General features: G+C 75.8%; 8 protein-coding genes and 1 pseudogene. 2 read left to right on the top strand and 7 right to left on the bottom strand.

Going from position 1 to position 12,558, the window contains the following annotated elements:
* A partial coding sequence (locus tag ACIRPX_RS45445) for an IS110 family transposase (RefSeq protein WP_404206051.1) occupies positions 1–540 on the bottom strand: 540 nt, incomplete at its 3' end.
* Between the two features lie 675 nt (positions 541–1,215).
* On the opposite strand from ACIRPX_RS45445, the gene ACIRPX_RS45440 reads away from it, so the two are divergent.
* Positions 1,216–2,442, top strand: a complete 1,227-nt coding sequence (locus tag ACIRPX_RS45440) for a helix-turn-helix domain-containing protein (protein ID WP_404206050.1) — start codon at positions 1,216–1,218, stop codon at positions 2,440–2,442.
* A gap of 26 nt (positions 2,443–2,468) precedes the next feature.
* Here ACIRPX_RS45440 and ACIRPX_RS45435 read toward each other — a convergent pair whose 3' ends face one another.
* The 6 genes and pseudogenes from ACIRPX_RS45435 to ACIRPX_RS45410 all read right to left on the bottom strand — a co-directional run bounded on the left by ACIRPX_RS45435 (position 2,469) and on the right by ACIRPX_RS45410 (position 10,489).
* Positions 2,469–2,876, bottom strand: a complete 408-nt coding sequence (locus tag ACIRPX_RS45435; protein ID WP_404206049.1) for a PIN domain nuclease — start codon at positions 2,874–2,876, stop codon at positions 2,469–2,471.
* Positions 2,873–3,100 (bottom strand): type II toxin-antitoxin system VapB family antitoxin, encoded by a 228-nt coding sequence (locus tag ACIRPX_RS45430; protein WP_404206048.1) that lies wholly within the window; start codon positions 3,098–3,100, stop codon positions 2,873–2,875. Before ACIRPX_RS45430 ends, ACIRPX_RS45435 begins: the two co-directional genes overlap by 4 nt.
* Positions 3,101–3,551: 451 nt before the next feature.
* Positions 3,552–4,118, bottom strand: a complete 567-nt coding sequence (locus tag ACIRPX_RS45425; protein ID WP_404206047.1) for a Uma2 family endonuclease — start codon at positions 4,116–4,118, stop codon at positions 3,552–3,554.
* 98 nt (positions 4,119–4,216) lie between these two features.
* Positions 4,217–4,378 (bottom strand): annotated as a pseudogene (locus ACIRPX_RS45420) (hypothetical protein); the annotation flags it as partial.
* A gap of 369 nt (positions 4,379–4,747) precedes the next feature.
* Positions 4,748–9,793, bottom strand: a complete 5,046-nt coding sequence (locus ACIRPX_RS45415; RefSeq protein WP_404206046.1) for an AMP-binding protein — start codon at positions 9,791–9,793, stop codon at positions 4,748–4,750.
* Between the two features lie 279 nt (positions 9,794–10,072).
* On the bottom strand, positions 10,073–10,489 hold the full coding sequence (locus tag ACIRPX_RS45410) for a hypothetical protein (RefSeq protein ID WP_404206045.1): 417 nt from the start codon (positions 10,487–10,489) through the stop codon (positions 10,073–10,075).
* A 409-nt stretch (positions 10,490–10,898) separates the two neighbouring features.
* Between ACIRPX_RS45410 and ACIRPX_RS45405 the strand changes: the two genes are divergently transcribed.
* Positions 10,899–12,116, top strand: a complete 1,218-nt coding sequence (locus ACIRPX_RS45405) for an aminotransferase class V-fold PLP-dependent enzyme (protein WP_404206052.1) — start codon at positions 10,899–10,901, stop codon at positions 12,114–12,116.
* The last annotated feature ends 442 nt before the right edge of the window (positions 12,117–12,558 follow it).

Genomic DNA, 12,558 nt, shown 5'->3' with positions numbered 1-12,558 from the left:
CGCGGGGTGGTCCAGGCGCGGCCCGAGGACGCGTTCCAGGCTGGGGTGGAACTGGGTGAGCAGGCCGCGTATCCGGTTGCTGGTTCGGGTGGCCTGGGCCGCCAGGTCCTGGTCGAAGCCGACCAGTACGGTGAGTTCGGCGGTGATCTCGTCGGTCAGTTCCAGCGAGCGCAGGGTGTGCGGCATCGTCCGGGCGGCGTCCGCGATCACCGCCGCGTCCTTCGCGTCGGTCTTCGCCTCGCCCGGGTAAAGATCGGCGATCCGCCGCATCGAGAGTCCGGGCAGGTAGGCGACCTTGCAGCCGGCGTCCCGGGCGACCGTCAGAGGCAGGGCTCCGATGGAGGCGGGCTGGTCCACGATCACCAGCACGGTGCCGAACTTCGCGGCCAGCTTGTCGAAGACGGCCCGCAGTTTCGGCTCGCTGTTGGGCAGCTGCTTGTCGAAGACTTTCCTGCCGACCGAAGTCAGCCCGTGCCCGTGATGGGCGCTCTTGCCGACGTCCAGGCCGAGGAAGACGCCCACGTCGTCGATGTCGTACAACCCATCCTCCCGAGCGGGGTTCGTGCGGTGCTGGCCAGGGCTTCGGCGTCGTATGCGCGCATCCACGTTATGCAGACCTGCCGCCCGCGAACGGCCTGGCATTGCGCCAGGCCAGGCGGTAGTCGGACCTCTCATCAGCGTCTCCAACGGCGCCTCCCGGGCCCGGTGGCACCACCCCCCAGGTCATCCGTTCGACAGGGGGGACCAGCCATGCCGGGCCCGGAGGCCAGCGGTCCTCTTGCAGGACCGCGGAAAACATAACGGGGGGACGGGGTGGTCAGGGCCAGTCGATGTCGTCCTCGCCCCGGGGTGCGGGGGGCGGTCCCGGCCGTCGTCCGCGGCCGGGGCGGGCGGGGACCGACGGCGTCATCTGGCACTCCCGTGGACGGCGGACCGGGCGGTGTCCGTGGCGGAAGGACGGGGCGGGCGGGCAGGCCCCGCCCCTGACGCTTGAGATGCTCCCCGGGCCCGGTCGGGGACCGCTCGAGAAACGCACGAGAGTCTCGTGAGATCCGCACGAGGACCAGGGCATACGGCCTGGCAAAACATTGCCCGGCCGTTGCCCGGCCGCCTACGCTCGGGGCGTCCTGCGGCGGGCGGGTCCGCCCCCGTTGCCCGGCATGTCGCGCCGTGGCCGCCGCCCCCTCCGCCCGTTTGTCGCCAGGGAATGGTCACATGCTGCAGCAGCCCGCTTTCGGCACCCGTCTGAGGAAACTGCGCCAGTCCCGCGGGCTGTCCCAGACCGCGCTGGCGGGGGAGGGCATGTCGACGGGGTATCTGTCCCGGCTGGAGTCCGGTGCCCGCCAGCCCACCGAGCGGGCCGTCGCCTACCTCGCGGGCCGGCTCGGCCTGCAGACGGCGGACTTCGAGGAGCCCGCGGGCGGCTCGCTGGCCAACGCGCTGTCCCTGGTGGCCTCCACCGGTTCCGGGGCGGCGCTGGAGACGCTGCGCGAGGCGCTGGCGGCCGAGGGGCACGAGGCGCCGGTGCTGCGCTGGCAGGCGCTGTGGCAGCTGGCCGGGCAGCGGCGGCTGCAGGGCGACCACGCCGGTGAGGGCGCCTACCTGCGTGAACTGGTGCGGCTGGGCGAGGGGGTGGGACTGACCGCGCTGCGGGTGCGGGGACTGACCCGGCTGGCCCGCTGCCTGCGCTCCCTGGGCGACATCAACGGCGCCCTGGACGCCGCGACCGGCGCCCACCGGCTGGCCGGCGAGGACGACCTGGACGTGGAGGACCGGGCCGCGGTGCTGCTGGCGCTGGTCTCGGTGGAGGGCGAGGCGGGCCGCACCCCGGACGCCCGCGCCCACGTCGACGAACTGGTCGAGCTGGTCGCGGGCCGCTCGGACGTGCTGTGGGCGGAGTCGATGTGGACCGCGGCGGCCGTCCGGGTCCGCCAGGGCGACCACGCCGCCGCCCAGGCCTACCTGGAGGAGGCGCTGGAGAAGTTCGCCAGCAGCGAGGACCTGGTGCTGTGGCTGCGGCTGCGGCTGACGGCCGGCCGGCTGCACCTGGAGAAGCTGCCGCCGGACCCCGAGGCCGCCGCACGCTGCCTGGACGCGGCCGAGTCGGCACTGGCGTTCGTGGGCACCCCCGGACTGCGCCAGCAGCTCCTCGCGCTCAAGGCCGACCTGGCCTTCGCCACCGCCCGCTACGACGACGCCCGCGCCCTGCTGGGCGAACTCGCCCAGGCCGAGCCGCGGATGACCTACCGGGAGCGGGTGCAGATGGACATCCTGCGCCACCAGCTGGCCGTCCGCTCCGGCGACCCGGGCGGCATCCAGGGCCTGCGCGCCCTGGCGGAGCAGGCCCAGGCGGACGCCAACATCGACCTGGCCGCGCAGATCTGGCGCATCCTCGCCGAGGCCCTGGCCTCCTCCTCCGCCCCCCGCGACGCCGCCGTCTGAGCCCGCGGCCCACCCGCCGCGGCCGGCTACTTCAGGTCGATCATTCGCACGGGCTGGCCGGTGGTGCGGGCGATAGTGTCGAAGTCACGGTCGAAGTGCAGCAGCGTGAGTCCCGCCTCCTCGGCGGTCGCGGCCACGAGGAGATCGACGGCTCCTGCGCTGCGGTGCTCACCCTTGGCGGTGAGCTGGCCCTGGACCACGCGGGCGCGCCGGTAGATGCCGTCGGGCATGGGGCACCAGGCGAACTGGTTCAGTCGTTCCTGGATGGCGTCGCGGTCCTTCGCCGAACGTGCCGAGTAGAGGACTTCCAGTTCGGTGAGGTCGCACAGAGCGATCAGCCCGGCGCCGATGCACTGTTCCCACTCCGGTGCCGCCTGACGCAGCAGGATCCGGGCCAGCGCCGATGTGTCGATGAGATAGTCGGCAACGCTCACCGGGCGGGACCACCCCGCAAGGCGCGCTTGTCCAGGAGAAGTTCGACGTCGAGGGCACCGTCATCGGCGAGGTCCTGCAGTTCGTGCAGGGCACGCAGTCGACGGTTGCGGGCGACGATTTCCCGCAGGGCCGTGTTGATGGTGTCCCGCTTCGTGGTGGTGCCCAGTTCCTTCGCCGCGGCTTCCAAGGCGTCGTCGTCAAGGTCAATGACAGTTCTGCTCACAGCCCCCACCCTCCATATACCTAGACCATTGTATCAATATACATGATCGAATGTATACTGGGTGCAGGGGCTGGCCCGCACTGACGGCGTCCCGCCACCCGCCGGGCGCACCGCACGGAAAGCCCCGGCGAAGCGGGCATAAGGCGAACTGCACGGCGCGCTACAAGGCCACGGGGAAGACGGTGGCGGTGCGGCGGTCTGCGTGGAACGACCGGCCGTGGCTCAGCCCACCTCGCCCATCGTTGGGTTACCTGCACCGTGGGCGACGCGGTGACATCGTGCGTGGAGGCGATTGCCCGCGCGACGAGCGGTCCGGCGTACCGCAAGTGCGGCCGCGGCGGAACATCTGGCGAGTGGCGCGCGACGGTCAGGTGCCGGGCACCTGCTTGAAGTGGATGTGACGGCAGGGTCCCGCTCGTGCTCCGGACAGCGCGGTGACGGGCACGGGCCCCTACTGGCGTGCGATGCCCGCCGGGTCGATCGCGAACGGGAACGGCTCGGTGACCTTGGTGCTGGTGCCGGGGAGGGCCGTCGCCTGCTCCACGTAGCGGCCGCCGCTGAGGGTCATCATGATCAGGCGGGGGGCCGGGGTGAACTCCAGCCGCCAGAAGTGGGGGATGCCGGCGCGTGCGTAGGCGGCGGGCTTGACGGTGCGGTCCATCTGCGCGTTTCCGGGCGAGACGAGTTCCACGACGAGCTGCACGGCTTCGGCGTCGATGCTGGCGGCGTCGTCGGCGGTGGAGCCTGCGTCGGCGACCACGATGTCGGGCACGAACAGGCCGTCCGGCGTGATCATGTTGATGGCTTCCAGGACCTCGACGTCCGCGCCTGCGGTCTGGGCGGCGGCGTCGATCGCGACGTGGAGACGGAAGCTAGCCCGCTGGTGGCGTAGGCCGGGGGCGGGCGTCATGATCAGCGACTCTCCCAGGAGTTCGTAGCGTGTCCGCCGGTCTTCCGGAAGGGCCAGGACCTGGTCCACGGTCCACGGTCCGACGTGATCGGTCATGGCAACGCTCATGGGTCCCTCTCCTTCCTCACGCGGTCGTGCCCCCAGTGTGGACTGCCGGGGGCCTCTGTGTCTCCTTCCGTCTGCAGCGGAGGCAGCTCTTGGCTCCGTCAGCCCGCCGTAGCCGCCCGTTCACCACTCTCGAAATCAGGCATCTTGGTTTCCTGGTCGGTGAAGGCTGATCTGATCTCTTCCAGCAGCAAGCCCTTGACACTCGACAAGTCGGCCCCTTGCAACGAGCCTTCGTGAGCATCGCCCCCCGACAGGTTGGCGTGGGTGAGGTCAGCTTCGTTGAGGTGGGCGCCCGCGAGGTGGAGGCCGTGGAGGCCGAGTTGTTCGCGGGGGTCGACGTGGGTGCGTGATTCGGTTCGGGTGAGGGCGGTGCGGGCTGCTTGTACGCCGGCGGCGGGCTCGCTGGGCAGCTCGTTGCGGTCCGGACCGGGGCTGTCGGGCCGGCTGTTGTCGGGGTCCGGGCCGGGGTGTGCTTGCGGTGCGCGGTGGCGGATGAAGTGTCCGAGGACGCGTGCGGCGTCGGTGGCTGCCTGTTCGGGGGCGTCCTGGACGATCTGTTCCAGCTGGACCCCGCCCCGCCCCGCGCCGTGTTCGTGCCGGGGCAGCCGAGGCCGTGCGGTGCGGGTCGTCTACGAGAGGTCGCCCGACGGGCCGCCCACGTCACCGGCCCGGTCGTCTACCGCGTCACCGGCTGCCCGGCCGTCCGGCGGGTGGCCGGCCCGGTCGTTCAGGGGGTGGCCGGGTTGGTGGGTGAGGTGGGGGAGGCAGCGGGCGTAGGTGGTCTCGGGGTGGGTCTGGTGCCAGCCGGGCGGGACGGGGGCCGCGGCGGGCCACAGGGCGGGCCGGCCGTGCGGGTCGGCCAGGACGAGGAAGGCGGCGGCCGGGTCGGTGAACGGGTCGTCGGGGGCGGGGGCGTCGCCGACCCGGAGGGTGCCGTGGGCGTCGAGGCGGGCGGCGCGGCCGGTGCGCCACATGCGGGCGGTGGTGCCGTCCGGGTTGCCGAAGGGGTCGGGCAGATAGCGGTCGGCGCCGCCGGGCGGGCGGCAGTGCTGGGCCACGCCGGCGCCCGCGATGTAGAGGGCTCCGGTCCGGCCGGCGGCGACCGGGCGCAGCGCGGCGTCCAGCAGGTAGGCGCGGTGGCCGGGGGCGGGGCGGGCCGGGGCGCCGGGGGTGATGTCGAGGACGAGCCGGCCCTCGGTCCAGCCGCCGCTGACGCGCAGCGGGGCGGGGCCGGTGCGGGCCAGGGCGATCAGGGCGCACAGCAGGGCGTCGGCGCCGCCCAGGACCATGCGGGCGTTGCGGCGGTGCAGCCAGCCCAGCACCTCGTGCGGGACGTCCGCGCTCAGGCGGGTGTCGGGCAGGTGCACGCGGGCGCCGGCGGCCAGCGTGCTCAGCAGGCCCAGGGCGGCGTCCGCGTCGGGGTAGCCGCGCACCAGCCAGCCGGCGTCGGCCGGGGCGCTCAGGGCGGCCGCGGTGACGGCCTCGCTGCCGACGGCGGCCAGGCCCGTCTCGCCGGGGGCCAGCAGCAGCGGGTCCCCGGGGCGCAGCGGGCGGAGCCGGTCGGCGGCGGTGACCGGCCAGTGCCCGGCCGGGGGCAGCCGGTCGGCGGCGTCCGCGCGCACCAGCCGGGCCGCGCCGGGCACGGCGTCCAGCAGCAGGTCGGCGGTCTCGTCCAGCAGCAGGACCGCCGGGCGCGGGCCGGGGGCGAGACGGCGGGCGGGGTCCACGGGCAGCAGCGCGGCGCCGGTCTTGGCGACCGCGAGCGCGGCGACGGCGAACCCGGCGGGGCAGGACAGCGCGGTCAGCACGCAGCGGCCGGGTCCGGCCTGCCGGGCGATCAGGGCGTGCGCCAGCAGGTCGGCACGGGCGTCGAGTTCGGCGTAGTCCAGGCCGGCCAGGGCCGGCGCCCGGGGTGCGCGGGCCACCCGGGCGGCGACGAGCGCGGCCACGTCGTGCCCCGCAGCCGGCACCTCCGTGCCCGCCCACACCCCGCCCGCCGTCCTGCCCGGGCCGGCCGCCGTGCCCGGGCCGGCCAAGGCGGCCGGCGCGGGCTGCAGCCGGCTCAGCGGGGTGTCCGGTGCGGCCAGCGCGGCGCGCAGCAGGGCGGTGAGATCGCCGGCCAGCGCCGCGGCGGCGTTCTGCCCGACCGTCTCGTGGCGGAAGACGGCGCTCAGGGTCAGGCCGGCCGGTGCGCCCGCCGCGCCGTGCCGTTCGGTCAGCGTCAGCGCGAGGTCCGCGGCCGGCAGCGGCCAGGGGCCCGGCTCGACGCGGACCGACAGCCCGCCCGCGCTGACGTGCCCGGCCGCCTCCCGCCGCACGCTCAGCGCGATCCCGCCGCCCGGCACCGCCAGCGGCGCGTTGCCGTCGGTGTAGGCGGCCAGGTCCGCCGTGCGCACCCGGCGCAGCAGTTCGCCGAAGGCGGGATCGCCGCCGGTGTCCACGCTCAGCGCCAGCACCCGCCCGAAGGAGCCGACCGCCCGCCGCAGGGCGGCGCCGGCACGGGCCGGCACCGGCGCGGCCACCGTGACCCGGCCGCCCGCGCCCATCCGGTGCAGCAGCGCGGCCAGCGCGGCGTGCACCACCATGAACACGGTGGCGCCGCGCGCGGCGGCCAGCCGGGTCAGCCGCGCGTGCAGCCCCGCATCCAGCTCCCTCTCCACCCGGCCGTGACGGCCGGCGCCGGCCGGGGCGGGCGCGCTGCCGGGCACCGAGGTGGCCGGCACGTCACCGCCGTGCGCGCGGGGCGCCGCCGTGGGGCCGGGCAGCGGGCGGCACGGGCCGCCGCCGCGCACCCGCGCGGCGTAGGCGCGGGCGAGTTCACCGGCCAGCGGCAGCCGCGACCAGCAGTCGACCCGGTCGGCGGGCAGCGCCAGGTGCAGCAGATGCTCCTCGGCGGCCAGCGCCCGCAGCCGGGTGCCGGCGCACCCCAGCCGGGAATGGCGCAGCACCGCATGGCACCGGCCGAGGTCCTCCAGGGCCGCCTGCAGGGCACCGGTGTCCAGCGGGCCGCGCAGCCGCAGCGTGAACTGCGCGCTCTCGTCCGTCATCGGGACGCAGGGGCCCGGGCGGGCGGCCGGGGCGTCCCCGACGAGCGCGGCGAACGCGGCCGGGGTGGGATGCTCGTACAGCGCCCGTACCCCCGGCTCGGCGTCCAGCATCTCCCGCACCCGGGCCAGCAGCCGGTCCGCCGCCCGCGCGTTGCCGCCCAGCCGGAAGAAGTCGCCGTCGGCGGGCACCCGCCCGCGGGCCGCGCCCACCGCCTCGGCGAACAGGTCGCACACGATCTCCTCGACCGGCGTGCCGGGCTGCACCCCGCCCCCACCGCCCCCATCCCCATCCCCGTCCCGGTCCTCGCACCCGCGCCCGTCCCTGCTTCCTTCCGCGTCCGCGACAGACCCGGACCCGGACGTGGGCGCGGGGGACAGGGCTACGGGCGTGGCGGCGGAGCCGGGTGCGGCAGCGCCCGCCTCTACCGGCCCGGTCACCGGCCCGGTCACCGGCCCGGTCACCGGGGCGGTGCCGGGGCCGGCCGCGGCGGCCGGCGGCAGGTACAGGCCGGTCACCGGGCCCGCCGGGATGCGGGCCGGGTCGACGGCGACGACGTCGAGCAGGTGCGGCACTTCCCCCCAGGTCGCCAGCGCCCGGTAGCCCAGCCGCTCGGCCGCCGCGCACAGCACCTCCAGGCCGGGCGCGGGCGCGTCCTGCGGCGCCAGGTCGATGCCCTCCCGCGGGTCGAACAGGGACTGCATGGCCGTGTACGCGTCGTGCACCCGCCGGTTGGGCACGCCCGCCAGCCGCAGCACGGCCGGCCGGCCGCCGCGCAGCGCCTGCTGCCACCCGGCCACCGTGTCGACGTCCTGCCCCCAGCGCACGGCGGGCGCGGCGGCGAGGTCGGCGGCCGGAGGGGCGGTGCTGAGCACCGCGTCGTAGCGGTACCGGGTCAGCTCGTTGTGCTCGACCCCCCGCGGCGCGCGCAGGTCCAGGCCGCGCACCGCGGGCAGGTCACCGGCCAGCCGCACCAACGCGGCCGGGGCCAGGGCCTGTTCACGCTCGGCGGCGACCCGCCCCTCGATGCCGCGGCGCAGCGCCTCCCGGTCGCCCGGCACCCCGCCGGCGCGCGCCAGCGCGAGCCCGGTGTGCCGGCAGTACGCCAGATCGAGGTTGCGCAGATCCCCCAGGTACAGCGAGCCGCCCGGGGCGAGCAGCCCCAACGCCCCCTCCACAAGACGCCGCAGACCGGCCGCGTCGGGCAGGTGCCGGCTCACCGAGGAGACGACGACCGTGTCGAAGTGACCGGCCGGCAGCCCGCCCAGGTCCTCGAGGCCGCGGCAGGCCAGGCGGACCTTGCCCTTCAGCACCGGTTCGGCCTCCACCCGCGCCCGCAGCGCGGCGACGGCCGCGGGGGAGGGGTCGGTGGCCCAGTACTCCTCGACCTGCCCGTCCCGGGCGAGGTCCGCCGGCAGCCCGCCCCCCGCACCCAGCTCCAGCACCCGCCGGCGCGGCAGCTCCGCGATCCGCGCCACGGCCGCCGCCCGCCACCGCCGCACCTCCTCCACCGGCAACGGCACACCGCCCTCACCGCCGACGCCGCCCTCACCGCCGCCGGTGCCCGTGTCCTCCTCCAACTCCGCGCCCGCCAGGCCCCCTTCACCCTCCCCGGCCCCGGCCTCGGCCCCGGCCCCGGCCCCGGTCTCGGTCTCGGTGGCGGGGTGGTGGCCGCCGACCTCCCGCCAGGCGGCGGGCGCGGTGCCGGCCGGCCCGTACAGGTGCAGCAGCCGCCCCGGCGCGCCGGCCGCGCACACCTGCCGCACCCGCCGCGCGTCCACCCCCTGCCCGCCGATCAGCACGGTCCGCAGCGACGCGAAGGCCGCCGGCCGGCGGCGGGCGATCGCGTCGAACAGCGCGGCCGGCAAGAACACCACCGAGACCCCCAGGGCGCGCACCGCGTCCTGGAACCGGCCCGCATCCGCGACCGTGTCCGCGCCCAGGCCCACCAGCCGGGCCCCGGCCGCCAGCGTCGCCCACACCTCGAAGACGACCGCGTCCAGCGCGGAGCCGGCCGTCTGGGCCACCGCGTCCGCGGGACCCAGCTGCAGCTCACCGGTGGCGCGTACGAAGTCCACCACCGCGCCGTGCGACACCACGGTCCCCTCCACCCCCACGGCCGAGCCGCGGGCACCGTCGCCGGGGGCGGGGGAGTAGCGCACGTGCAGCGCCTCGTCCGGGCCGGGTTCGCCCGCCCGGCCGGCCGTCGCCGCCGGACGCCCGGCGATCTCACCGGCCTCCGCGTCCAGGTCGACCACCACCGTGCCCAAGCCCGCGTAGTCGGCGGCGCCCGCGCCCTCGGTGAGCACCGCGCCGGCCGCGCAGTCGCGCACCACCAGCCGCCGGTGGGCGAGGGGGGCGGCCGGGTCGACCGGCACGTAGGCGGCACCGGCGCGCACCGCCCCCAGCAGCGCGCTCACCAGCTCCGGGCCGGGCCGCAGCGCGATGACCACCCGGTCGCCGCGGCGGATGCCGCGGGCCTCGAGGTGCGCGGCCAGGCGGTTGGCCGCACGGCTCAGCTCACGGTAGGTCAGATGCCCGCCGCGGTGCCCGGCGTGCGCGGGGTAGTGGACCGCGATCGCGTCGGGACCCGCCAGGACCTGCTGCTCGATGAGTCCGGAGAGGGACATCAGCACTCGCTCCTTCGACGCGGCTTTCCGGCTTGGCAAAACGTTGCCTGAATCGTGGCAAGGGCGGTTCGAGGGGGCGTCTCGCCCCGGTCGAGCGGCGATGGAGCCGCAGGCAGCGGCGCCCGGTTGTCGCCAAAACCCCCGGCAGGACTTGCCAACCACCCACCCGATCAGAGGAGTTGACGGCCCCACTCCGGCCCCGTGGAAACGCCGAAGCCCCCGCCGGGCACGGGGGCCTGCGGGGGCGTCACGGGACGGGCACCAAGGCCCGGGCGCGGATCAGACGGCGGCGGAGGACGGCCAGTCGATGTCGGAGCCCGCGGCCGGCCAGTCGATGTCGCTGCTCGCCTGCACGGCGGTGGCGGCCGGCCAGTCGATGTCACCGCTCGCCTGCACGGCGGTGGCCGGGGCGACGGGCCAGTCGATGTCACCGCTCGCCTGCACGGCGGTGGCCGGGGCGACGGGCCAGTCGATGTCACCGCTCGCCTGCACGGCGGTGGCCGGGGCGGCCGGCCAGTCGATGTCACCGCTCGCCTGGACCGCGGTGGCGGGCGCGGCCGGCCAGTCGATCGCCGCCGTGGACGTCGTCGCCGTGGGGGCGGCCGGCCAGTCGATCGCGTTCGCGGCGCCGGCGGTGGAGAAGGCGGTGGCGGCGAGGGCGGCGGCGACGGTGGCGATGCGGGCGATGCGGTTCATGGCGGGCTCCCCGGTGTCAATTTTGTTTTCGCTGTTTGGCAACCTCTTGCCTAGAAGGTTGGCAAGGAATCCTCGTGAATTGGTCGGGAATTGGTGGAAATTCGCTCAAGGTACCCGCGAAATGCGCCCCAAAGGCCCTCCAGGCCCCTCCGACTTGCCTCACAAAACCTCATCTGACCTGCACAGGAACCGAGTTCAGGCAAAACGGGAACCGCTCTGGCAACGCTTGGCAATTCCTAGAGGACGAGGCCTGGCGCAACCGAATCCCCGGCCCCCGGGACGCCGCCGCTCGAGCGCCGCCTGAATGCCTGTTGCCAACTCCCCGATTCTGTGGGCAATGTATTGCCACGCATCAGGCAACGATTTGCCTCGGATCCTGTGACGGGGGGAGGCCCCGGAAGTGAACGCGATGTCCCACGGCGACCGAAGGGTCCGTCTGAACGCGGCCGGACTCGGCCGCATGCCCGCCGCCGTCCTCGAGACGCTCACCGAATGGACCCGCTTCGAGGACCGCTACGGGCCCTGGGAGCTGGAAGAGCGCCTCGACGACGTCCTGCAGCGGCAGATCCACCGGCGGCTGGGCGCCCTGCTCGGCGCCCCGGCCGGCGACACCGTGGTGTGCACCGGGGCGCAGGAGGCGTTCACCGCCGTGGTGGAGCGCCTCGTGCTCGGCCCGCGCGACCGCATCTGGACCACGCCCTACGAGTCGGCCGGCCACCTCACCGCCCTGCTCGCCCTGCGCGATCGCACCCGCTGCCGCCTGGACGTCGTCCCGCTGCGCCCCGGCGGCGACCTCGACCTGGAGTGGATGGCCCGGCACATCGGCGACGACGTCGCCCTCGTCAGCGTCCCGCACGTGCCCGCGGGCTGCGGCATCGTCCACCCCGTGGAGGACATCGGACGCCTCCTCGCCGGCCACCGCTGCACCTACGCCGTCGACGCCTCCTACGCGGCCGGGCAGCTGCCCGTGGACGTCGCCCGCATCGGCTGCCAGCTGCTGACCGGCGACGGCTGGCGGTTCCTGGGCGGCCCGCAGTCGACCGGATTCGCCTACGTGGCCCCCGCGTTGCGGCAGACCGACGGCCCCTACGAGCCCGCCCCGCTGCCCGCCGCGGAGGGCGCCCGCGTCGCCGCCCTGGACACCGCCCTCGCCGCCCACACCACCCCACCCCCCGACGCCGGCACCGGCGGCGGCCACACCGGCGCCGATCTGGCCGCGCGCCTGCGCGCCGCCGTGCAGCGGATGCCCGGCACGGAACTGATCGCCCCCGGCCGCCGCCAGTGCGCCGTCGTCACCTTCCGGCACGAGCGGCTGCCGGCCGCGCAGATCCGCCGCGCGCTGGCCGAGCGCGGGATCGACGTGTGCAAGACGGTCGCCCAGGAGATGCCCCTGTACCTGCCCGGACGCGGGATCGACACCGCCGTGCGCGCATCCGTGCACCACACCAACACCGCCGAGGACATCGACCGGTTCACCGACGCCCTGCACGACACCCTGGCCCAGGCGCGGCCCGCGCCCGCCCCGGGCCCGCCGGCCGCCGCCCCGGCACCCGCCGCCGCACCCGCACCCGCCCCGCGGCCCGGGCCGGCCCGCCGGGGGCATCTGAGCCTGGTCCCCGGCGCGTGACCCGCCACCCCGCCACCCCGCCACCCCGGCACCCCGTCGGCCCGCCACCCCGCCACCCCGCCACCCCGGCACCCCGTCGGCCCGCCACCCGGCCCGAACCGCCCCGAACCGCCCCGGCACCCACGGCAGTTGACCCGCCCCCGGTCGGCCGGGAGACGGTCCGCGGCGCGGCCGGGGCGGACGCGAGCGCTGCTCTAACGGCCGTCACTAGCCTCGCGCTCAGGTGGACGCACCATCCGGTGCCGCCGCGAGACGTGTCACGGACCGACAGGAGCCGACCTCGTATGTCTGTGGAAACGACCGAGCTGTCCGGGACGGGGGCGGTACCCGCCAAGGAAGTCCGGCCCCTGGACCGGGTGATCATCCGTTTCGCGGGGGATTCCGGGGACGGGATGCAGCTGACCGGGGACCGGTTCACGTCGGAGACGGCGTCGTTCGGGAA

The sequence above is a fragment of the Streptomyces sp. NPDC101225 genome (assembly GCF_044767585.1).
GTDB lineage: Bacteria > Actinomycetota > Actinomycetes > Streptomycetales > Streptomycetaceae > Streptomyces.
This window is presented reverse-complemented; position numbering and strand designations above follow the sequence as displayed.